At 31.6% G+C, this 21,478-nt stretch carries 20 protein-coding genes; 9 read left to right on the forward strand and 11 right to left on the reverse strand.

Annotated elements, in window-relative coordinates:
* Positions 1-2 precede the first annotated feature (2 nt).
* From G8C43_RS04305 to G8C43_RS04325, 5 genes are read right to left on the reverse strand one after another with little or no spacing between them, the layout of a single operon-like run.
* Positions 3-539: an adenine phosphoribosyltransferase gene (locus G8C43_RS04305; RefSeq protein ID WP_166004409.1), complete on the reverse strand. Its 537-nt coding sequence runs from the start codon at positions 537-539 to the stop codon at positions 3-5.
* Positions 540-570: 31 nt separating this feature from the next.
* On the reverse strand, positions 571-1,713 hold the full coding sequence (locus tag G8C43_RS04310; RefSeq protein WP_166004410.1) for a hypothetical protein: 1,143 nt from the start codon (positions 1,711-1,713) through the stop codon (positions 571-573).
* 30 nt (positions 1,714-1,743) lie between these two features.
* The gene (locus tag G8C43_RS04315) at positions 1,744-2,562 is read right to left on the reverse strand and encodes a 3'(2'),5'-bisphosphate nucleotidase CysQ (RefSeq protein ID WP_166004412.1); all 819 of its coding nucleotides are present in this window, start codon (positions 2,560-2,562) and stop codon (positions 1,744-1,746) included.
* Positions 2,562-3,305 (reverse strand): deoxyribose-phosphate aldolase, encoded by a 744-nt coding sequence (gene deoC / locus G8C43_RS04320; protein WP_160567067.1) that lies wholly within the window; start codon positions 3,303-3,305, stop codon positions 2,562-2,564. The genes G8C43_RS04315 and deoC overlap by 1 nt, the downstream gene beginning before the upstream one ends.
* A 26-nt stretch (positions 3,306-3,331) precedes the next feature.
* Positions 3,332-3,805: an Lrp/AsnC ligand binding domain-containing protein gene (locus G8C43_RS04325; protein WP_160541906.1), complete on the reverse strand. Its 474-nt coding sequence runs from the start codon at positions 3,803-3,805 to the stop codon at positions 3,332-3,334.
* Positions 3,806-3,963: 158 nt separating this feature from the next.
* Here G8C43_RS04325 and G8C43_RS04330 point away from each other — a divergent pair, with 158 nt between their 5' ends.
* Entirely contained in the window at positions 3,964-5,037 is a 1,074-nt protein-coding gene (locus tag G8C43_RS04330; RefSeq protein ID WP_166004414.1) for a TerC family protein, read from the forward strand.
* 28 nt (positions 5,038-5,065) lie between these two features.
* Positions 5,066-6,037: a deoxyhypusine synthase family protein gene (locus tag G8C43_RS04335; protein WP_105298079.1), complete on the forward strand. Its 972-nt coding sequence runs from the start codon at positions 5,066-5,068 to the stop codon at positions 6,035-6,037.
* Between the two features lie 66 nt (positions 6,038-6,103).
* Here the strand turns inward: G8C43_RS04335 and G8C43_RS04340 are convergent, their stop codons facing one another.
* The 4 genes from G8C43_RS04340 to G8C43_RS04355 are packed head-to-tail and all read right to left on the reverse strand — an operon-like array spanning position 6,104 to position 8,732.
* On the reverse strand, positions 6,104-6,652 hold the full coding sequence (locus G8C43_RS04340; protein WP_166004416.1) for an RNA methyltransferase: 549 nt from the start codon (positions 6,650-6,652) through the stop codon (positions 6,104-6,106).
* A gap of 45 nt (positions 6,653-6,697) precedes the next feature.
* Positions 6,698-7,465, reverse strand: coding sequence for a class I SAM-dependent methyltransferase (locus tag G8C43_RS04345; protein WP_166004419.1), 768 nt, complete (start codon positions 7,463-7,465; stop codon positions 6,698-6,700).
* An 8-nt stretch (positions 7,466-7,473) separates the two neighbouring features.
* Entirely contained in the window at positions 7,474-8,292 is an 819-nt protein-coding gene (gene map, locus G8C43_RS04350) for a type I methionyl aminopeptidase (RefSeq protein ID WP_166004421.1), read from the reverse strand.
* Positions 8,289-8,732 (reverse strand): BT0820 family HAD-type phosphatase, encoded by a 444-nt coding sequence (locus G8C43_RS04355; protein WP_160541901.1) that lies wholly within the window; start codon positions 8,730-8,732, stop codon positions 8,289-8,291. The genes map and G8C43_RS04355 overlap by 4 nt, the downstream gene beginning before the upstream one ends.
* A 252-nt stretch (positions 8,733-8,984) precedes the next feature.
* On the opposite strand from G8C43_RS04355, the gene G8C43_RS04360 reads away from it, so the two are divergent.
* From G8C43_RS04360 to G8C43_RS04380, 5 genes are all read left to right on the forward strand, one after another.
* Complete coding sequence (locus G8C43_RS04360) at positions 8,985-9,518, forward strand: DUF4136 domain-containing protein (RefSeq protein ID WP_160541900.1); 534 nt, start codon at positions 8,985-8,987, stop codon at positions 9,516-9,518.
* A gap of 681 nt (positions 9,519-10,199) precedes the next feature.
* Complete coding sequence (locus tag G8C43_RS04365; RefSeq protein WP_166004424.1) at positions 10,200-11,867, forward strand: APC family permease; 1,668 nt, start codon at positions 10,200-10,202, stop codon at positions 11,865-11,867.
* Between the two features lie 352 nt (positions 11,868-12,219).
* Entirely contained in the window at positions 12,220-13,839 is a 1,620-nt protein-coding gene (locus tag G8C43_RS04370; protein ID WP_166004426.1) for an aldehyde dehydrogenase family protein, read from the forward strand.
* Between the two features lie 371 nt (positions 13,840-14,210).
* On the forward strand, positions 14,211-15,122 hold the full coding sequence (locus tag G8C43_RS04375) for a DnaJ C-terminal domain-containing protein (RefSeq protein ID WP_105298087.1): 912 nt from the start codon (positions 14,211-14,213) through the stop codon (positions 15,120-15,122).
* A gap of 13 nt (positions 15,123-15,135) precedes the next feature.
* Entirely contained in the window at positions 15,136-15,423 is a 288-nt protein-coding gene (locus G8C43_RS04380; protein WP_160564244.1) for a chaperone modulator CbpM, read from the forward strand.
* A gap of 98 nt (positions 15,424-15,521) precedes the next feature.
* On the opposite strand, the gene G8C43_RS04385 is transcribed toward G8C43_RS04380, so the two are convergent.
* Positions 15,522-17,327, reverse strand: a complete 1,806-nt coding sequence (locus tag G8C43_RS04385; protein ID WP_166004427.1) for a TonB-dependent receptor plug domain-containing protein — start codon at positions 17,325-17,327, stop codon at positions 15,522-15,524.
* A 116-nt stretch (positions 17,328-17,443) separates the two neighbouring features.
* Here G8C43_RS04385 and G8C43_RS04390 point away from each other — a divergent pair, with 116 nt between their 5' ends.
* Complete coding sequence (locus G8C43_RS04390; RefSeq protein ID WP_166004429.1) at positions 17,444-18,937, forward strand: PLP-dependent aminotransferase family protein; 1,494 nt, start codon at positions 17,444-17,446, stop codon at positions 18,935-18,937.
* 179 nt (positions 18,938-19,116) lie between these two features.
* Here G8C43_RS04390 and araJ read toward each other — a convergent pair whose 3' ends face one another.
* Positions 19,117-20,271 carry an MFS transporter AraJ gene (gene araJ / locus G8C43_RS04395; protein WP_166004431.1) on the reverse strand — a complete coding sequence of 385 codons (1,155 nt, stop codon included), beginning with the start codon at positions 20,269-20,271 and terminating at the stop codon, positions 19,117-19,119.
* A gap of 112 nt (positions 20,272-20,383) precedes the next feature.
* On the opposite strand from araJ, the gene G8C43_RS04400 reads away from it, so the two are divergent.
* A complete protein-coding gene (locus tag G8C43_RS04400) occupies positions 20,384-21,241 on the forward strand; it encodes an aldo/keto reductase (protein ID WP_166004433.1) in 858 nt (285 codons plus the stop codon).
* Positions 21,242-21,478 lie beyond the last annotated feature (237 nt).

A 21,478-nucleotide genomic window follows, 5' to 3' on the forward strand; every position in this document is an offset into this window, starting at 1 on the left:
ATTTAATATTCTACCAATAATTGAATATCCTGTGTATACTTTTTTAACTCGTCTAGACCTCCTAAAAAGGAAAGTCCCAATATAAAGCTAAATTGAGAGACTACTGCATCACAATTTTGTACTAATTTAGCACATGCAGTAGCTGTTCCTCCTGTTGCTAGAACGTCATCATGAATTAAAATTCTTTGTCCCGGCTTAATGTGTCCTTTTTTAACTTCAATAATTGCTGAACCATATTCTAAATCATATTCTTGGGAAATTATCGGAGGAGGCAATTTTCCTGCTTTACGTACCAATATAAACGGCAAACCAAGCTCTCTGGCAATTTGAACTCCAAATAAATACCCCCTACTCTCAATACCACAAACTGCATCAATTTTACCTCTACTTAAATCAGCAAAAGCTTTTACAATTTTGGTACACAAATCTGCATTTAAAAATATGGGAGAAATATCTTTATATTGAATGCCTTCTTTTGGAAAATCTTGAACTCTATCAATATGTAAATCTATTTCTTGGCTTAAACTTAATTCTTTCATTCAATTCATTTTTAATTTTACTTAAAATATCTTATTTCCAAGTATCTTCTTTTATTTCTTTAGTTTCTGTATTTGTTATTAACCAATTATCTTTAACTTTTTTTAGTATAAAATTTTGATTTAAAGTTTTTATTTTTCCATTAATGTCTTTGATCTGATATTGTACATTAACAGTTTGTTTATCATCATTCTTTTCTTCTAATTGTGCGTTTATTAAGTTAGTAGCAGCAATAGTTCCAAATCCATTGGTAGTAGACGAAAATTGATCTAAAGAAGTCCATTTAGGATTCTGTGCTAAATTATAAGCTTCGGAATATTGCTTATCACCAATTAATTGTATAAATTTTTTAACATTGTCCAACGCAACTTGTTTATTTATTTCATCCTCTATAGGAGTGGATGCATCTCTTGTTTTGGATAAATCTATAGGAATACCTGACAGTTTACCGTATAGGTATTTATCTTCGGCATTAATCTTTATTTCAACATCCAGGGAGGATGTCGCCAATTTTTTGTTATCAAACATGAAAAAAGGAATTTTAATACCTTTATTTAATGAGGGATCTCCCACTGCCGAAGAATTAATTTCTCTTTGGATTACATATACTATGGTACCATTGTTTATAAATGATATGGATAAAGTCAATGGTAAATCAGCATAAAAAATTTCTGATCCTGAATCATCAATTAATTCGGGGTATAAATAAAATCCATCATTGATGGTTTCATCTTTGCTAATCGGAGAATAACGAATATTGATCCGTGTTGCTTTTTCTATTTGTTTAAGTTTTTGCTCAGCTTCAGTTAATGGCTTTAAATCATTATCGAAAACAGAAGGATCTACTGAGTTCATGGAAGTGCTGGACCAAGGAATCTTGTTTTTCTTTGCTATATCCTCTGCAATATCGAAAATTTGTTCGGCATTTTTACCATTAAGTAATGTATAGAGTTGTTCCCATCTCTTATTTTCATCGGATCCTTCTGTTTTAAACTTATAAATCAGTTTAACCGCTTCTTGAATTTTATCCTGTTGTAGGATAGTCAATTTGGACGATATAGATTTTACACTTTTAGTAAAGGTTTCCTTTGATGTCCCGTCAATTACCTTATATTCTTTTTCACAAGAAGAACATAAGAAAATAAAGGTGAGCCCTATCAAAAATATTTTTCTCATAAAAGTATGTTTGTCACAGGTAAAAATACATTAATTATTTTTAACGATATAACCCGATATTTTTAATGATGAAAGATTTTTATAAGTAATTAGTGCTTTGGTTTCATAATCTATGATATTCAATCCGGCATATTTAGCAATGGCGTGTCCACCGGCAATATCCCAAAAATTAATGGGACTTAATCGTGCATATTCGTTTGCTTTTCCTTCTGCTACCAGGCCAATTTTAATGGCGCTGCCCATCTGTATAACAACAATTTCTGAATGTTGTAATTTTAAGTTTTTTATATACTCTTCATCCACATGACTATAATGGGAACGACTTGTTAAAACGGTATATTTTTTTAAATCGGGTTTAAAAGGTAATGTAACGGATTGTTCCAGTAGTTTGTCCGTAAGATCATCTTCATTCAGTAACGCATATAAATCTTCATACTTTCCATTCCATTTATAACTACCTAATCCTTCCGCAGCAAAATAAAACAATCCCATAGAGGGAGCAGCTAAAACTCCGAGCAAAGAAGTTTCGGGAGTCAGTAAGCCAATTGAAATACAATATTCTCCGGTTTTATTCACATATTCTTTAGTTCCGTCAATTGGATCTACACACCAATATTTTTCCCAACTTTCCATTACCTTTTCCGATTCGTGCTCGGTTTCTTCACTTAAAATAGGAATTGATGTTTGTTTTAAATAAGTGGTAATAATTTCATTTGACTTAAGATCACCCGTTGTTACGGGTGATTGGTCTTTTTTTAAGGAAACTGAAAAGCCATCCTCATATATTTTATGGACTTCTTGAGAAGCTTCTATAGCAGCTTTTAGCGCTATATTAATTAGTTTTTTCATTAGTATGAATCATTTGTATTACCTTTTTGAGATAAGGCTTTTGCCGAAGAAGTTCCTATTCTTTTTACTCCCATTTCAATCATTTTCACTGCTTCATCGTAGGTTCTAACTCCACCAGCTGCTTTTACCGGCAAGGGTTGAGAATATTTAAGCATAATTTCCATTGCATGGAACGTCGCTCCATTTGGTTTTCCCTCTTCTGCTTGGTAAAAACCGGTGGAAGATTTCACAAAAATGTTACCAAATTCATTCTTTTCAAAGTTTTCTTGAGCCCAGGTGGAAAAATAAGAGCAAATGGATTGGATTTGTTCGTCAGTTAATGCCGCAATCTCAATAATCCATTTAACCACTTTAGATGCTTTTAAACCTAATGACGTTCCGGTAATAAATTCTTGTTTAATTAAATCGATATCTCCCTTTTTAAAAGCCTCATAGTTGATTACATAATCCAACTCATCCACTCCATCTTCAATAGCTTTCTGTGCCTCTGCAATTTTTTCAGTTAATGAATAGGTACCTTCATGAAACCCAATGACGGTTCCTACTTTTACCTCAGAATCAACTTTTTGAATCATTTCTTTCACTTTTTTAATGTATTCGGGACGAATCATTACTAAATAAAAATGATTTTCAATTGCTTCTTCAGTAAGTTTTTTAACTTCTTCCCAAGTTTGTTCTTCGGTTAATCCACTTTGAGAAGGTAGCTTAAGGTAAGTTGAATCTAAATACTTTGTTATATCCATTTATCTTATAATTTTTAATTGTGTTTTTAGGGTATAATTTGTCGTGAAATACTTTGTTCTAAAGAAATAATGGTTTCAGTCCTTTCTATTCCCTTTATATTTTGTATCTCATTTCTTAAAACCGACATGAGATGATCATTATCTTTACATAATATTTTGATGAAAATAGCATAATTTCCTGTTGTAAAATGTGCTTCGATAATTTCAGGAATTTGCATCATGCTTTTAATGGCTTCTTTGTATTGGGCCGATTTTTCAAGAAAAATACCGACATAAGCGGTAGTTTTATATCCTAATAATTTATAATTTAAAGGGGTAACCGGATCTTCTATGATTTTTGCTGCTTCCAGTTTCTTAATTCGTTGATGAATTGCTGTGGATGAAACTCCTACCTGTTTTGCTATTGTTGAAACCGGTATTTTCGAATTCTCCATTAATGCTTTTAAAATGATTTTATCGATACCGTCTAATTCTACTGTATGTATATCTGATATTCTCATTTTTCGGTAAAATTACAAATACTAAATTAATATTATACAATTTTATATTTTATCTTTTATATTTTTAACAATTTCTACAAGATTTAAATTATTTTTACTTTTTGTCCTTGTATTTAAAAATAAGTACCTTTGGGATTAATAATTTTAAATAGCTGTACATGCAGGACAATATGCTTAATCATCCCGGATTAATTACCATATTCGCGGTTTCGATTATTATTATGCTACTTCTTGACTTAGGAATTCTCAATAAAAAATCTCATGCTGTTTCTAATAAGGAAGCTGCGATATGGTCGGTAGTTTGGATATCATTAGCCATGATTTTCAGTGGAATTATTTATTTTGTTTTTAAGGGAGCTGATGGATCAAAATTCGCTCTTGAAAAATTTTCTCAATTTCAATCTGCTTATTGGATAGAAAAAGCACTATCCGTTGACAATCTTTTTGTATTTATAATGGTTTTTGGATTTTTTAAAATTCCAAAAGAATATCAACATAAAATTTTATTTTGGGGTATTATTGGTGCCTTGGCTTTCCGCGCCGTATTTATTTTCTTAGGTGTAGAAATGATTAATAAAACCTATCTTCCTCCTTTTTCCATCGGAAATTTTCATTTTATTTTAGACCAACAAAGTGCGGAACATGCCGATTATAGTCAAATGCTGTTTTTCAGGCCTAATATAATTTTAACTATTTTTGGATTCTTCCTTATTTATGCCGGTATCCATTCTTGGAAATCCAAAGATGATGACAACTCCGACAAAAAAAATCTAAATGAGAGTTTCGGTGCTCGTTTTGTAAAACGATTTTTTAAAGTATCTGATGAATTAGACGGAAGTAAATTTTTTACAGTTAAAAATGGGATTAAAATGGCAACCCCTTTATTTACTGCTCTAGTTATCATTGAATTTACTGATTTAATTTTTGCCGTGGACTCCATACCTGCTATCTTCGCTATTGCACCTAATGACCCGTTTATTTTATATACTTCTAATATATTTGCCATTTTAGGTTTGCGATCTCTTTACTTTTTACTGGCTAATTTTATGTATATGTTCAGTAAATTAAAATATGGATTGGCTGTGATCTTAAGTTTTATAGGAGTTAAAATGTTGGTAGCTCCTTTTATACATATTTCATCCATAGTTTCTTTAGGAGTTGTGGCAGGAGTACTTGTAATTTCAGTATTGCTTTCATTAACTTTTCCTGAAAAAAAAGAAAAAAATGTTTAATAATTTAAAATAAAAATTAGAATTTACAATGAATAAACCTATTTCGGAATTTATTGAAAAATATTTTTTACATTTCAATTCTGCAACCTTAGTAGATGCTGCTAAAGGTTATGTAGCTCATCTTAAAGATGGGGGTAAGATGATGATTACTATGGGAGGTGCCATGAGTACCGCTGAATTAGGAAAAATTTTGGCTGAGATGATTCGCCAAGATAAGGTATCCATTATTTCTTGTACGGGAGCTAATTTAGAGGAAGACATCATGAATTTGGTGGCTCATTCCCACTACAAGAGAATTCCTGAATATCGCGACCTAACTCCTCAACAAGAATGGGAATTACTTGAAAATCATTTAAATCGCGTTACAGATACGTGTATTCCGGAAGAAGAAGCTTTTCGACGTATCCAACAACATATTGAAAAAATATGGAAAGATGCAGACGATAAAGGTGAAAGATATTTCCCTCATGAATATATGTATCAAATGCTTCGTTCGGGAGTATTGGAACAATATTACGAAATAGACCCTAAAGACAGTTGGATGTTGGCCGCTGCTGAAAAAAATTTACCTATTGTAGTTCCGGGTTGGGAAGACAGTACTATGGGTAATATTTTTGCTGCTAATGTTATTAAAGGAAATTTGAAAGCTTCAACCATGAAAAGCGGTATTGAATATATGATATATTTAACCGAATGGTACCGAAACAATTCGGAAGGTAAAGGTGTAGGATTTTTCCAAATAGCCGGAGGAATATCCGGAGATTTTCCTATTTGTGTAGTTCCTATGATGTATCAAGATTTAGAGTGGGAAGATGTTCCGTTCTGGAGCTATTTCTGTCAGATATCCGACTCAACCACCAGTTATGGCTCTTATTCGGGGGCTGTTCCCAATGAAAAAATAACCTGGGGTAAATTAGATATTGATACTCCTAAATTTATTATTGAGAGTGATGCAACTATTGTAGCTCCGTTAGTTTTTGCTTATATTCTAGAAATGTAGTAAGATAAAATTATTAATTTACACTATAAAAAAGTTCGGAACTAAAATTCCGAACTTTTTTTTATATTATCTTAAAAGATTACGATACCATTCCCAAAGAACTATTCCGGCACAAACGCTTACATTTAAAGAGTGTTTTGTTCCTGATTGAGGGATCTCAATAAAAATATCAATTAAATGGAGAATAGAATCACTGATCCCTTCAACTTCATTTCCGAAAATTAAAACATACTTTTGTTCCTTGTTTATTGGATAATCTTGTAATAAAATGCTTCCTTTCACTTGTTCAACTCCTACAATACTATACCCTTCGTTTTTTAAGTTAGTTATTAATTCACTTATATTTTCCTGATGCTCCCATTCAACGCTTTCCGTAGCTCCCAAGGCTGTTTTTTGGATTTCACGATGAGGAGGGCACGGCGTAATTCCGCATAAATAAATTTTTTCTATAGCAAAAGCATCTGAGGTTCTGAAAACTGATCCTACATTATGCATGGAACGAACTTGATCCAGCAATACTATCACGGGAATTTTCTCACTTTCTTTATAATCTTCAAGGGATTTTCTGTTTAACGATTCTAATTTTAATTTCTCTACTCTTTCCTGTTGCTGCATATTTTCAGTAATGTTAATTGATTTTTAGAAATAACATATATTTTTTTACCTTTTCCTTACTACCGGTAAAATTTCATTTTTCGATAATGCGTATTTTTTCATTTCACTTTCGGGTAAAGTTTCATAATACTTTACTTGCTCTACTTGAAACCCTGCGTTTTCTAAACGTTCAAAATAATCCAACCCATACCATCTCACATGATCATATTGTCCGAAATGTTTTTTTCTTTCTTCTTTGTCTGTGATGGAGAAATCTTCGTATGTTTTGTTAGATCCATATCTCATAGGCACTTGAAAAATTCCCCATCCTCCAGGTTTCATCACCCTGTATAATTCTGACATTGCTTTACGATCATCTTCTATATGTTCCAAAACATGATTGCAAAAAATAACATCAAATTCGTTATCTTTAAAAGGCAGGTTCAAAATATCCGCTTTAACATCTACAATAGGAGAATAAAGATCAGCTGTTGTATAGTCTAAATTTTTTAATTTTTTAAACCTTTTTAGGAAGCATTGCTCGGGAGCAATACTTAAAACTTTTAAATTAGCTGAAAAAAAATCAGTATCTTTTAGCAAATACAACCACATTAACCTATGTCTTTCAAGAGATAATGTCCCCGGTGCTAAAGCATTATTTCTAGGTTTACCGTAACCGTACGGCAAAAATTTTCGGTATTTTTTACCGTCTATTGGGTCTACAAATTGATCTCCTTTGTAAAACCACGCAAAAAAAGGAGCAAAGAAATAGCTGAATTTAATAAGAATCGGTCTGGGTATTAAATTCAAAAAAAACTTAAATACTTGCTTCATTAACTAAATTAATCCTGCGCGGGTTGGTATAAAAATTCATCTTCTTCATTGGAAGTAATGCCTAAAGCATCATATATGTATTTATAAGTAGAAAGTAGTTTTGGCTCTCCATTTACTACTGCAACATCATGTTCAAAATGACAAGAGGGTTTGTTATCCCGCGTGGTTACAGTCCATCCGTCGTTATGGAATTTAACTTTATATGTACCTAAATTGACCATCGGTTCAATTGCTATTACTAACCCTTCTTCTATTTTCGGACCATTGCCTTTTCTTCCATAATTAGGAACTTGCGGATCTTCATGCATTTCTTTACCCAAACCATGACCTACTAATTCGCGTACTACTCCATATCCTGCATTTTCACAAATTAATTGTATCGCAAAACTTATGTCCCCTATTCTATTTCCTGCTTTGCATTTTTTTATTCCTGCATATAAACTTTGTTTAGTAATTCGCATCATTTTATCAACTTCAGGATCAATGCTTCCTACAGAGAATGTATACGCTTGATCTCCGTAAAATCCATTTTTTAATGCTCCACAATCAATGGAAATTATATCTCCATCTTCGAGCGGTTTATTATTAGGTATACCGTGAACCACTTGTTCATTAGGAGACATACATAAAGTATTAGGAAAGTCATACAATCCTAAAAAACCGGGAATAGCACCGTGATCTCGTATATATTCTTCAGCAATTTTATCTAAATGTAAGGTAGTCACTCCGGGTTTAACTTCTTTAGCCAGTACTCCCAAAGTTTTAGAAACCAATTGAGCGCTTTCGTACATCAATTCAATTTCTTCTTTTGTTTTTAATTGTATCATAATTTAAAAATTCTTGAAAAAAAACCTCTCTTATTTTTATGTTTTCTTTTTGAATAAGCCAACACTTGTCTCCCCTCTACGCCAAATTCTATCTTTTCCTTTATAATTTCATAAACTTCTCCCCATCCGGGAAATCCACCTAAATTCCTGTCATCAATGAAATAATCGGCATTTATTTTTCTACTTTGGGTCTCTCTATCAAATATTTCCCCTTCAAAACTTGAATTCACTGCATAAAATTCAATTCCGTTTTTATAACAAAATTCTACGGCTTCTTCTAATCTCTTACCATGTCTATAAGTCCAAAGGATTAAACGAAAACCTCTGCTCTGAAGTCTTTTCATAGTTTCAAAAGCAAAAATCATCGGTTTACCAATTTCCGGATATTTATCTTCTACAATTGTCCCATCAAAATCAATAGCTATTATCTTATTATTCATATAATTATACTACAAGTTAGTTCTGTTTACTCTTTTAAGTTTAGTGTTCAAATTAGTGTTCTAAATTGTCATTAATTTTCCAAATTTACAAGTTTTTAATCAATAAATTTTTTGTTATCCACTTGGATATTAGCCTGAAATAATTTAAGAAATCATTTATATCAAATTCGGTTATAATTTTTATAATTTTTGGTATAATATTAGATGAGAAAATTTTTAGTTCTGAAATATTAATTAAAAAAATAAAGGTCTATGAAATTAAAACTTTTAGTTATGACTGCTTTTTGCATCTTACTTTCCAGTTGTGCATTAACTACTTCCTATGATTTTGACAAAACGGTTGATTTTTCAAATTATAAATCTTTTACCATTTATCAACAGGGTATCGATAAATTAAAATTGAATGATATTGACAAAAGTCGTATCATCCGTGCTTTAGAGGATCAATTAAAAAGCAAGGGATTAACCGAAAGTGCCGACGGAGATTTGATCGTAAATGTTCTTGCTTCATCAAAAAAAGTAATTAATGTTGATAATGATCCATATTGGAACGGCCCGTGGGGATGGGGATATTATTGGGCTCCTTCCAGCACAGTTTATGAAACTCGTGAAGGAAAACTAACGTTTCATTTAGTGGATTCTAAAAAAAATATTCTAGTTTGGGAGGGTATGGTTGATGGTTTTGATGTTGGTAATATCAAAAATAAAGAGGAACAAATAAATAAAGCTATTCAAAAAATATTTAATTATTATCCGCCTAAAAAGAAAAATAACTCATATTATTAAAAAAAATAAATACATCTAAAGCCTCAAAATTTAAATTTTGAGGTTTTAATTTATCTAATCTAAACTTTTTTTTACTAATAATTTATGTTTTTTGAGATCTTTATCCAGATATTAACATCCATTGCTAAACGAGATCATCTTCTTAAATCTGATGCAAAAAAATTTTTCCTCTAAATTTATTAATGAGACTTTTTGGTAATTTAATCCATAAAACTTTTGTAAGAAATTAAGTACCCATATAAATTTCCCAAAAAGTCTTTACTCTTTCAAGTTTTTAAATATTTACCCTATCTGCCAAGGTGACATGATGAATAAAAAAAAGGGTTTATCTAAGTCAATAGGGATATGAAAACTTCTTACTATAAGTAAGAACGCTACTCTTTTTGCCTCAAAATTTAGTACAATATTGATGCTTTACGGTAACAATTGTAAAACTTCTTCCAAAGTATCGACTCATTATTTGTTCATAATAACTTTAAAAAAAATACACTTCTGAGGATTTACTATGTGTTTCATTTACTATTTATTTTAATAATAAATGAGATAATTTTAAACTAGCTAAATCATTATTTTTTTATGAACATTTGTAAAAACTTTTCAATATTTAAACAAGAATTAAAAGATATTTATACTTTTGCACTTGATATCATTTCCCTTATTTAAAAATTCAAAAAAGCCGGAATGAATTTTAACACATTTTTTCGTAAAAAAAATATTTCTGATTTACAGGATACAACACAAAAATCTGAATTAAACAGAGTATTAACTGTAAAGGATTTAACTTTTTTTGGAATTGCTGCGATTATAGGCGCCGGCATTTTCAGTACCATCGGAAGAGCTTCTTATGAAGGAGGACCCGCCATTTCATTACTCTTTATCTTAGTGGCTGTTGCTTGTATTTTTACCGCATTATGTTATGCGCAATTTGCTTCTATGATTCCGGTGAGCGGCAGCGCTTATACTTATGCTTATGTTTCTTTAGGTGAAATATTTGCTTGGACTATCGGGTGGGCTTTAATACTTGAATATGCTGTATCAAACATGGTGATCGCAATCTCTTGGTCGGGATATTTTGTCTCTATGTTGCAAGGTTTTGGCATTCATTGGCCTGATTGGCTTTCCATTGATTATTGGAATGCTCACAGAGCTTATCTTGAATATCTTGCACATCCTCAAAGTCTATCCCAAAATGATCTTAGATTATCGGAAATATATCAATCTGCTCCGGAAATTGCCAACATAAAAATAATATTTAATTTACCGGCGGGATTAATTACCTTATTAGTTACCACCCTGGCGTACGTAGGAATTAAAGAATCTACCCGTGTAAGTAATGCTTTAGTTTGGATTAAATTATCTGTAATCATAGGCATTATTTTAATTGGTGTATTTTATATAAAACCGGATAATTGGTCGCCTTTCTTTCCTAATGGTTTAGGAGGAGTTATGGGAGGAGTGGCTGCCGTATTTTTTTCTTTTATCGGGTTTGATTCTATATCGACTACAGCTGAAGAAGCTAAAAATCCACAAAGGGATTTGCCTCGCGCCATGCTATATTGTATTATAATTTGTACCGTTTTATATGCTTCAATTGCATTAATATTGACCGGTATGGTTAATTATAAAGAATTACGTGTTGATGACCCGTTGGCGTATGTTTTCAATAAAATAGGAATAAATTTTATAGCCGGAATCATTTCCGTGAGTGCAGTAATCGCCATGACAGGAGCCATTCTTGTTTACCAGATCGGACAACCGAGAATATGGATGACCATGAGTCGAGACGGTTTATTATGGAAGCCTTTTGGTACTATTCATAAAAAATATCATACCCCCGGATTTGCAACTATTATTGCCGGTTTCTTTGTGGGAATACCTGCTATGTTCCTGGATATGCAGTTGGTTGTGGATTTGACAAGTGTGGGAACTTTTTTTGCTTTTATTTTAGTTTGTTCCGGAGTTTTATATTTAGATAACAAAGGTCTTTCTCATCAAGCCAAATTTAAATTAATTTATATCAACGGTCAATATTTAATTCCTTTGTCTTTTTGTATGGCTATCATTTTGTTCTTAACCCAAACCAATTATAAGGAAATCCTTGCAGATAAACCTTTATTAGCTATTTTTTGGATTATCTGGTTCGGTTTATCTTTAGGTGCATTCAAATATAAATTTTCGCTAATACCTATTCTCGGTATTTTGTTTAATTTATATTTAATGACGGAATTAGGATGGTCTAATTGGGGAATGTTTATATTATGGCTATTGATCGGATTATCAATTTACTTCTTATATGGAAGGAAAAACAGTAAACTCGAAAAATTAATTCAAACTTCTCATAATCATTAATTATTTTAAATTATTTATACTATAGTAATTTTATCTTCAAATAATTTTGTATTAAATAAATTACATTAATCTTAAATATTTTCACTTTCATAAAATTTTGCGTCTTTCCAATATAAATTTTGGATACAAACAATTAAAATATGCTAAAAGATATTTTTGTTACAATTAACTATATATAATTATCCATCAATACTTTAGAAAATAAAGTTTCTTTTAATTTCAATATTTATTTTATTTCTTTCATATGAATCTAAAAATAATCATGACGAAAAAAAATAAACTTATTATCTTTGCAAACGCTAATTAGCTTGAAAGTAAATTTTTTCTTGCTCAATAAATATAATTAAGTATTATGAATCAGAACTTAATAAATTTTTTTCCAAAAGAAAATGAAATTCCTGAACATTTTCGACTTCAAAACGAAATCTCTCAGAAAAGAGTATTGATCGATGGAGAATTTATTGAATGGGAAGGTCCATTTCAAGAAGTTTATTCTCCTATTTATACCCGTTCAAACTCTACAGATGAGTTAGTACAAACTAAATTAGGGAGCTATCCAATCTGTACTTCTAAAGAAGCTGAAAAAGCCTTACAGGCTGCTTTAAAAGCTTTTAACGGAGGAAGAGGAGAATGGCCGTCTATGTCTGTTTCTCAAAGAATCTCTGCGATGGAAAATTTCATCGTTAAAATGGTTGAGCAAAGAGAAAAAGTAGTAAAATTACTAGTTTGGGAAATTTGTAAAAGCTATAAAGACTCCGAAAAAGAATTCGACAGAACGGTTGATGCGATAAAATGTTCTATTGAAGCTCTGAAAGAATTAGATATAAATTCATCTCGTACAAAAACAGATGAAGGGGTGGTTGCTCAGGTTAAAAAATCTCCTTACGGAGTTGTCCTTTGTATGGGCCCTTACAATTATCCTTTAAATGAGACTTTTGCGACTTTGATACCTGCTTTATTAATGGGTAACACCGTATTGTTCAAACCACCGCGTCGTGGGACATTATTGTTTGAACCTTTATTAAATGCATTTAAAGAATGTTTTCCTGCAGGGGTTATCAATACTTTATACGGTAGAGGTAAAGATGTTATACCTACTTTAATGCAATCAGGTAAAATTAATGTATTAGCATTTATCGGATCCAGTAAGGTAGTAAATGGAATGATTAAAGAACATCCTAATGCAAACAGTCTTCATTCCGTATTAGGATTAGACGCCAAAAATGCGGCTATTATCGACAAAACTGCTGATATCGATTTGGCAGTTAAAGAAGCTATTTTGGGTACTTTTTCTTTCAACGGACAAAGATGTACGGCTTTAAAAATACTATTTGTACATTCTTCAATTGCTGATGAATTCAATAAAAAATTCACTGAGGAAATATCTAAATTGAAAGTGGGAATGCCATGGGAAGATAATGTAACCATTACTCCGTTAGCTGAACCGGACAAACCTCAATATGTTCAAAAATGTATTGATGAAGCTTTAGAAAACAACGGTGAAATTATCAATAAAGAAAATGGAGGAGGACAAATTTTAAATTCATTAGTTAGCCCAACTGTAATTTATCCGGCTAATGAGAAAATGAATCTATTATATAATAATGAGCAATTTGCTCCTATCATTCCGATAGTTCCTTTTGACGATCTTGAATCTCCGATTAGCTATATTACCAATTCAACTAAAGGACAACAAGCAGCCATCTTCAGTAATGATGAAGATACTGTATCTTATCTTGTTGATGCCCTATGTTGTCAAGTAGGTAGAATCAATATTAATGCTCAATGTCAACGTGGACCTGATACGCTTCCTTTTAACGGTAGAAAAAATTCAGCTTTAGGTACTTTATCAACCATTGACGCATTATATGCCCTATCTATCGACTCTGTTGTAGCTACCAAGGATACTAAATCAAATGACAATTTGATTGACTCTGTTATAAAGAGTGGTAAATCTTCAAGATTAAGCTAATTTGAGGTTTTTTATCTTATAATATCAATTATTTTATAAAATGGAACCATCTATCTTCGTATAGATGGTTTTATTTTTTTTAAATATGCTAAGCTTTATTAAAAAGGAAAAATCATACATTCAAAAATTTATATCATTAATCGATCATTTCCTCTTACCTCTTATTTATCTTTTCAAATGCGGGACTCCGTTTTAGTTAACAATATTTTTTATTCTGTTAGATTTATAATAAGTTTAGTAAAAGTTTTCAATAGTGAAGTTAAACTGCATATATCAGATAAATATATGACAAAGTGTACTTTGGTTTAGAATTTGTACCGATACATTATACACGAAATATCCACGAATATAAAAAATTTGACTTACACTATATGGCATATATTGATTATTATAAAGTTTTAGGATTAAGTAAAAATGCTTCTCAGGATGATATCAAAAAGGCATACCGAAAATTAGCCCGAAAGTACCATCCGGATTTAAATCCTAATGATAAAGAAGCTAATGTAAAATTTCAGCAGATTAATGAAGCTAATGAAGTTTTGGGCGATCCCGAAAAACGTAAGAAGTATGATCAATACGGCGAAAATTGGAAACATGCAGAACAATTTGAACAAGCACGTCAACAACAAGGAGGCGGTGGCGGTCAATACTATTATGACAATTCCGGTAACCCTTTTGAAGGTTTTTCCCAAGGTTTTGGTACGGAAGGTTTTTCTGATTTTTTTAGTGATCTTTTTGGTGGAAGAACCGGTAGAACCCATCGAAGAAGTTCTCAATTTAAAGGGCAAGATTATACGACAGAATTACGTCTTTCCTTGCGAGACGCAGCCAACACACATAAACAGACTCTTAACGTCAACGGTAAACAAATACGTATTACCATTCCTGCAGGCATCTCTAATGGTCAGCAAATAAAATTGAAAGGTCAAGGGGGCCCGGGTGCAAACGGAGGTCCCAACGGTGATTTATATATTACTTTCAATCTTTTGGAAGATCCTAAATTTAAAAGATTACATAATGATTTAACCACTACTGCAGAAGTAGACCTTTATACAGCTGTTTTAGGGGGAGAAATAACCGTTGATACTCTGGATGGTAAAGTTAAACTCAAAGTGAGTCCGGGTACACAAAATGGAACTAAAGTGCGATTGAAAGGTAAAGGATTTCCTGTGTATAAAAAAGAAGGAGAACATGGAGATTTATTCGTGATTTACCAAGTAAAAATACCTACTCATCTTTCTGAAAAGCAAAAAAATTTATTTAAACAATTAGCAGAATCATAAAATTATCTGATACATGAAAAATGATTTGATAACTATAGAAGAATATTCCATACATTATAATGTAGATGTATCATTTATTGAGGATTTAGAAAATTTGGGTATTATCCATACCGTTCAAAAGGAGGAAATAAAATACATTCCTTTTGATATTCTTTCCGATTTGGAATCTTATTCCAGAATGTTTTATGATATGGATATAAACCTTGCAGGAATTGATGCTGTAAAAAATTTACTTTTTAAAATACGTAAACTCCAACTTGAGATGACCGAACTTAAAAACAGGCTTAAATTCTATGAATAAATAAAAATTTTCTGTTATTTAAAAATTAAATTTAGCAATGAAAATATAATAGCCATACATCTTAAAAATGTATGGCTATTAACATATATGTACAAACTTTATAAAAAATTCTTAAAAACTACTCCTCCTTGTATCCATCTTCCCGGCATGGGTACCAAATTTGATTCTGTATATTTAGTATTGAAAATATTGGTCATTTGGATGTATAACTGTAAGTGATTGGTTTGATACATAAGACGATCATCCAATAAATGGTAATCATCTAAGTTTACTCTGTCATTGTATCTATAAATTATTTGATTGGATATATTCTTGAGAAGTTTATGCTCTACTTTTACTACTAACTGATGTCTTAAATTATCTAATGAATATCTAGAGTACGCTCGGTCAGAATATTTTAAATTTTTATCCAAATAGGTATAACCTAAATTAATTGATTTTATGAAGAGTGCCGTAAAAGAATAATTAAAATCAACTTCTACACCATCCGTATTTATTCTTGAAATATTTTCGGGTTTCCATTTACCTTCTTCACTATCTTTTGTCCAATCTATACTTTTTTTTGATTCTCTTCTAAAAAGGCTGATGGTAGTTTTTATGTTTTTATGATTCAATCGATATCCCAATTCATATGACAAAGCATTCTCCGGTTTTAAATTAGTATTTCCTTCGGTGACCGGATCTGTATAATTAAGATCTGTATACGTAGGAACTCTATAGGTTTTTCCTAAATTAGCAAATAATTTATTTTGTTGGTTTATACTGTATCCAATATCAATTCCCGGATACCAAAAATTCCCAAAATCCGAATAGTCGGAAAAGCTAATTCCCGGAGTAATATCCAATCTGTTTTTAAAAAACATAAATCGATGTTCCAAAAATGCAAAATAAACTGTCCGATGATTTTTTCCTAAATTATTTGAAGATAAATATTCCTTTCTAAAGTCCAACCCAACGCCGGTGATTCCTAAAGAAGATGAATAGTTTGTATTGGCTTCGATTCCTGCATTATTACCTATATGAAGGTTTCTATATTTTGAGGGATTATGTCTTTCGAAAATATATTCGTCTTGAGACCTTCTCCAATATGCATTGGATTCCCATTTGAATTTACCTGATTTTTGATTCCAACCAATGCTAACCAAAGAAGTTTGAATTGCTTCGTATTGATCTTTTGCTAAAGGGGAGGAATAAAATCCGTTAGCTCCAAATTTTTTATCAATAAATCCTCCTTGTAAACGAAGTTCTCCCCCGTTTAATTTATACTGATTCTGATACCATACATTTTTAACTTGATAGTCTGTATTATAACGATATCCATCAGATTGTGAAGTTTCCGCTTGAATAAACTGAGAAAACTTTTTTCCTGAAACATTTAATGATGCACCTAAAGATGTCGTATTAAAATCACCTAAAGATCCTGAAATTGTTAAATCATTCTTGGTAGACGGACGAGTAACAATATTAATAGCACCGGCATATGCATTTTGTCCAAAACGACGAGCTGCAGGACCTTTAATTATTTCAATTCGTTCAATGGATGCTAAATCTAACGGAAGATTCATGGTATTATGTCCGGTTTGGCTATCATTCATGCGTATTCCATTGATAAGAATTAATACTTGTTCAAAAGAACTTCCTCTTATACTTACATCGGCTTGTACTCCATGCGCTCCTCTTTGTCTTATATCTATTCCTGAATAATAAGAAAGAACTTCTTCAATACTGGAGGCAGGCATAGCTTTGATTTGTTCTTTCGTAATTATCTGAACATTTTGTGAAGTTTTGTTAAAAGGTAAGGAAAGTGTTTTCCCTTGAATTACAACTCCTTCAAGTTCCTTACTCTCCTGCGCAACCAGTACTAAACATATAAACAAGGCAATAATTGAATAAAATAGTTTCATATTCTATTGTTCACAGCAAATTTTCGCAGTAATTAGTTAAAATTTATTTTTATACTAGTTAGTTTATACAAAAGTAGTAACTTTCCGGATGATTAAACTATACCAGTTTTATTATTATGACTAGTCCGGATTTACTACCTTATTATAGCTTGATACATATCGACCGAAACGCTAAAGTTTCTGTATATCTTCAAATTACCACTCAGATCATCAATGCTATTCAAAGAGGTTATTTAAGTATCGGTACGAAACTTCCCGGAACGCGTATTTTAAGTAATCTTATTCAAGTAAATCGCAACACGATCGTTAAAGTATATGATGAATTGCATGCACAAGGATGGATTGAAGTTCATCCCAATAAGGGCAGTTTTATCATTCAAAAAGACAATGTGACTAATAAAAAAATTAAATCCATATCTAAAGATTCTCTGACTCATTATCCTTCTAAAACGGGATTTTCATATAGAACTTCCAATTTATTGGATAACCCTTTTGAATCTTCAACTTGCTCATGGATGTTAAACGATGGTGGACCCGATACTCGACTTTTACAAATGAATACCTTATCAAGCCTCTATTCATCAAACCTTAAAAGAAAAAGACATTTTACCAAAGGAAATAATGAAGTTCCTGAAAAAAGTGAATATCTAAAAAAAAACTTATCTAATTTTTTAAATCTATCTCGGGGATTACATATTTCACCAAAAAATCTACTTATCACGCGAAGCATCGAAATGGGAGGTTATATCGCGGCAGAATTACTTATTACCCCAAAAGATATTGTATTGGTCGGAGAACCTAGTTATTTTTTGATCAATATGATTCTGCAAAAAGTTGGTGCAGATATAATAACCATTCCTGTTGATGATGAAGGTATATCTCCGGATGCTGTTAAAAAAATTTGTCAAAAAAGAAAGATTCGTATGTTATATATAACTCCGCACCATCATTATCCAACAACGGTTTCTTTAAGTGTAAAACGTCGTATGGAATTGTTGGAATTATCTCAACAGTATGGATTCATTATTTTAGAGGATGATTATGATTATGATTTTCATTACGAAAACAATCGGATTCTGCCTCTTGCTAGTGCAGATACCTCGGGAATGGTCGTTTATATCGGTTCGTTTGGAAGATCTTTAGCCCCGGGATTCCGTAAAGGCTTTGTGATCGCTCCTGAGAATTTAATTTTAGAAATGCAAAAATTATCAAACATGCTTGACAGGCAAGGAGATATTTTTATGGAATATGCTTTGGGCGAACTTATTGAAGAAGGCGAATTTAACAGACACCTGAGACGAACCTCTGCTATTTATAAAGAAAGAAGAAATTTTCTGGCATCTTTATTAAACACTCATTTGAAGGATTATTTAAATTTTTCTTTGCCAACCGGTGGATTAGCTTTTTGGACACAATGGAATTCATCGGTAAATTTGATGAAATTACGAGAGTATTGTCTAAAGGAAGATTTGCTCATTCCTAAGTCCTTGCTTTATCAAACGCACAATTTATCTGCTATGAGATTGGGATTTGGAAGTTTTACCACAGAAGAAATGGAGGAAATCATCTATAAAATCAAATCAGCTTTATCACGTTTAGAAAAAAAATAGATCCATTATCCACTATTAATCAATCATTTATTAAAATATTTATAAAAATTATATTTGAACGTAACGATATTTTTCAACGTTACTACTTTTCGTTTTGAAATTTTAAAACCGACAGTCTATAAGTAAAATTTGAAGTTTTTAAGTTGATTTTTGAATCAATTAGATAATAGTACAATTACTCAGTTACTCAGCTTGGCTCTGAAATGGGTGTAATATATAAACACTAGAAACCCAATGAATGTTAATACAACACCCGGCAAAGCACTATATTCATAGGGATAATTTTTACTGATAGGAATACCTCCTAAATAAGCGCCTAAAGCATTTCCTATGTTAAAAGCTACCTGTGCCATTGCAGAACCTAACATCTCTCCTCCTCTTGAGTTATGCAACAATAAAATTTGTTGAGGAGCTGATACGGCAAAAAGACAACCTGTGCAAAGGAACATAAGTAGTAACGAAAGGATTTGAGATTTGCTGAAAAAAAAGAAAAATAATAAAGATAGCATTGCCAACCCTTGGGTAACTGTAGCTACCTTTTGCGGAGAATATTTATCCGATAATTTTCCACTCAACAGATTTCCAACTACCATTCCCAAACCTGCAAACATCATTACTCCTGTCATAGATTCTTCTGAAAAGCCAACCGAATGGGTCATAATTGGATTTATATAACTATACCAACAAAATATACCTCCGTTTCCTACAATGGTTGTTACGACAATCAGCCACGGATTCAAGTTCTTCAAAAAATGAAATTGATCTTTAAATCTTGTATAGGGAAGCGGTTTCAATTCAGGAACAAATTTTTTAATGGATATGAAAATTATGATTCCTAATAAAGCTATAAGAAAGTATGTAATTTTCCACGAAAAATGATGGCTTATGAATGTACCCAAGGGAACCCCTAAGAGGTTAGCAATCGTCATTCCTGAAATCATTCCCGAAACGACAGAAGTTCCTTTTCCCTTAGGTGCCAGTTTACTGGCAACAATGGAACCGACACCAAAATAAGCGCCATGTGGAAGACCTGAAATAAATCTGAACAATACATTCAATTCATAATACGAAATCAAAGAAAAAAATAAATTACCTAATATGAAGATTAAAATAAGAATTAACAATATTCTTTTTAAGGGAAGTTTACCGGATATTAAAACCAATAAGGGGGCTCCGATAGCTACCCCGAGAGCATATGCCGATATAAAATGCCCTGCTTTTGGTATGCTTATAGACATATCTCTTGCAATATCCGGAAGTATGCCCATCATGCCAAATTCAGACATTCCTAATCCTAAAGTACCTAAAGCTAACGCTATGGTAGATTTTTTCATATTTTTTAACTGCCTTTTTACTAAACAAAATTATAGGAAATTATTCCTTATTCCGCAGTTTCCGGCAAAAAAATATTTATCGTATATTTGATTAAATTATAATACAGGAATCATGAATATAACAGATATTTCAGGAACAACTACTCTTTCCAACGGTGTAAAAATGCCTTATTTGGGTTTAGGCGTGTATAAAGCTGACGGAGGACAAGAAGTAATCACTGCTATACATGATGCCTTAGATGCAGGATATCGTCATATTGATACGGCTGCTTATTATTATAATGAAGAAGGAGTTGGAAAAGCCATCCAATCTGCTTCAATTCCTCGTGAAGAAATTTTTGTAACTACCAAAATATGGTTCAGCAGACAAAGATATGAGGACACTTTTAAAGCATTTGATGAATCTATGGAAAAACTTAGTCTTGATTATCTTGATCTATATTTAATCCATTGGCCTCATCCGGATTTCTATTTGGAAGCATGGAAAGCAATGGAAGAATTATATAAGGCGGGTAGAATACGTGCAATAGGTTTATGTAATTCTTTGCAGCATCATATCCAAAAAATCATAGATTTGGGACAAACCGTTCCTATGGTTAATCAAATGGAATTCCACCCCAATTTAGTGCAACAGGATTTATTGGATTTTTGCAAAAAAAATCAAATTCAATACGAAGCTTGGTCTCCTTTAAAAAGAGGGGCTTTGTTTAACGATCCTTTACTTTTAGAATTAACTCATAAGTATAATAAAAATGTAGCACAAATTATTATTCGATGGGATTTGCAAAAAGGGGTAGTTACTATTCCAAAAAGTACAAAAAAAGAAAGAATTATTTCCAATGCTGATGTTTTCGATTTTCATTTAAGCGATGAAGATGTAAAAAAAATAGATTCTTTAGATTCCAATGATCGAACCGGCGCTCATCCCGATCATTTTTTAGAATATTTTGCTAAAAAGGGAATCAAATAATCCAACTATCATATAACTCATTTTTTAAAGAACGATTCATTTAAACTCTAAAAAGTATATCAATTTTTTTGGATTTTAATTAAACATATTGAAATATTTATTAATTCTTTTTTATAAATACTATTTCTTATAACCTTAAATTTACTCTATAGACAAAAAGGATATACTTAATGTAAATGTAAGAGTAAACTTTCCTAAGTTAAAATTCAACTAATTACAGCTAAAAAATATTTACAT

Origin of the sequence: Apibacter sp. B2966 (assembly GCF_011082485.1) — a bacterium.
Lineage (GTDB): Bacteria > Bacteroidota > Bacteroidia > Flavobacteriales > Weeksellaceae > Apibacter.

Bases quoted from the DNA above. Each gene is read 5' to 3' on its own strand.
- G8C43_RS04400 (WP_166004433.1), top strand. From the start codon at position 20,384: ATGAATATAACAGATATTTCAGGAACAACTACTCTTTCCAACGGTGTA.
- G8C43_RS04380 (WP_160564244.1), top strand. From the start codon at position 15,136: ATGAAAAATGATTTGATAACTATAGAAGAATATTCCATACATTATAAT.
- G8C43_RS04390 (WP_166004429.1), top strand. From the start codon at position 17,444: ATGACTAGTCCGGATTTACTACCTTATTATAGCTTGATACATATCGAC.
- G8C43_RS04355 (WP_160541901.1), bottom strand. From the start codon at position 8,732: ATGAATAATAAGATAATAGCTATTGATTTTGATGGGACAATTGTAGAA.
- G8C43_RS04385 (WP_166004427.1), bottom strand. From the start codon at position 17,327: ATGAAACTATTTTATTCAATTATTGCCTTGTTTATATGTTTAGTACTG.
- G8C43_RS04310 (WP_166004410.1), bottom strand. From the start codon at position 1,713: ATGAGAAAAATATTTTTGATAGGGCTCACCTTTATTTTCTTATGTTCT.
- G8C43_RS04375 (WP_105298087.1), top strand. From the start codon at position 14,211: ATGGCATATATTGATTATTATAAAGTTTTAGGATTAAGTAAAAATGCT.
- G8C43_RS04345 (WP_166004419.1), bottom strand. From the start codon at position 7,465: ATGAAGCAAGTATTTAAGTTTTTTTTGAATTTAATACCCAGACCGATT.
- G8C43_RS04370 (WP_166004426.1), top strand. From the start codon at position 12,220: ATGAATCAGAACTTAATAAATTTTTTTCCAAAAGAAAATGAAATTCCT.
- G8C43_RS04305 (WP_166004409.1), bottom strand. From the start codon at position 539: ATGAAAGAATTAAGTTTAAGCCAAGAAATAGATTTACATATTGATAGA.
- G8C43_RS04325 (WP_160541906.1), bottom strand. From the start codon at position 3,805: ATGAGAATATCAGATATACATACAGTAGAATTAGACGGTATCGATAAA.
- araJ (WP_166004431.1), bottom strand. From the start codon at position 20,271: ATGAAAAAATCTACCATAGCGTTAGCTTTAGGTACTTTAGGATTAGGA.
- G8C43_RS04360 (WP_160541900.1), top strand. From the start codon at position 8,985: ATGAAATTAAAACTTTTAGTTATGACTGCTTTTTGCATCTTACTTTCC.
- G8C43_RS04335 (WP_105298079.1), top strand. From the start codon at position 5,066: ATGAATAAACCTATTTCGGAATTTATTGAAAAATATTTTTTACATTTC.
- G8C43_RS04330 (WP_166004414.1), top strand. From the start codon at position 3,964: ATGCAGGACAATATGCTTAATCATCCCGGATTAATTACCATATTCGCG.
- deoC (WP_160567067.1), bottom strand. From the start codon at position 3,305: ATGGATATAACAAAGTATTTAGATTCAACTTACCTTAAGCTACCTTCT.
- G8C43_RS04315 (WP_166004412.1), bottom strand. From the start codon at position 2,562: ATGAAAAAACTAATTAATATAGCGCTAAAAGCTGCTATAGAAGCTTCT.
- G8C43_RS04340 (WP_166004416.1), bottom strand. From the start codon at position 6,652: ATGCAGCAACAGGAAAGAGTAGAGAAATTAAAATTAGAATCGTTAAAC.
- map (WP_166004421.1), bottom strand. From the start codon at position 8,292: ATGATACAATTAAAAACAAAAGAAGAAATTGAATTGATGTACGAAAGC.
- G8C43_RS04365 (WP_166004424.1), top strand. From the start codon at position 10,200: ATGAATTTTAACACATTTTTTCGTAAAAAAAATATTTCTGATTTACAG.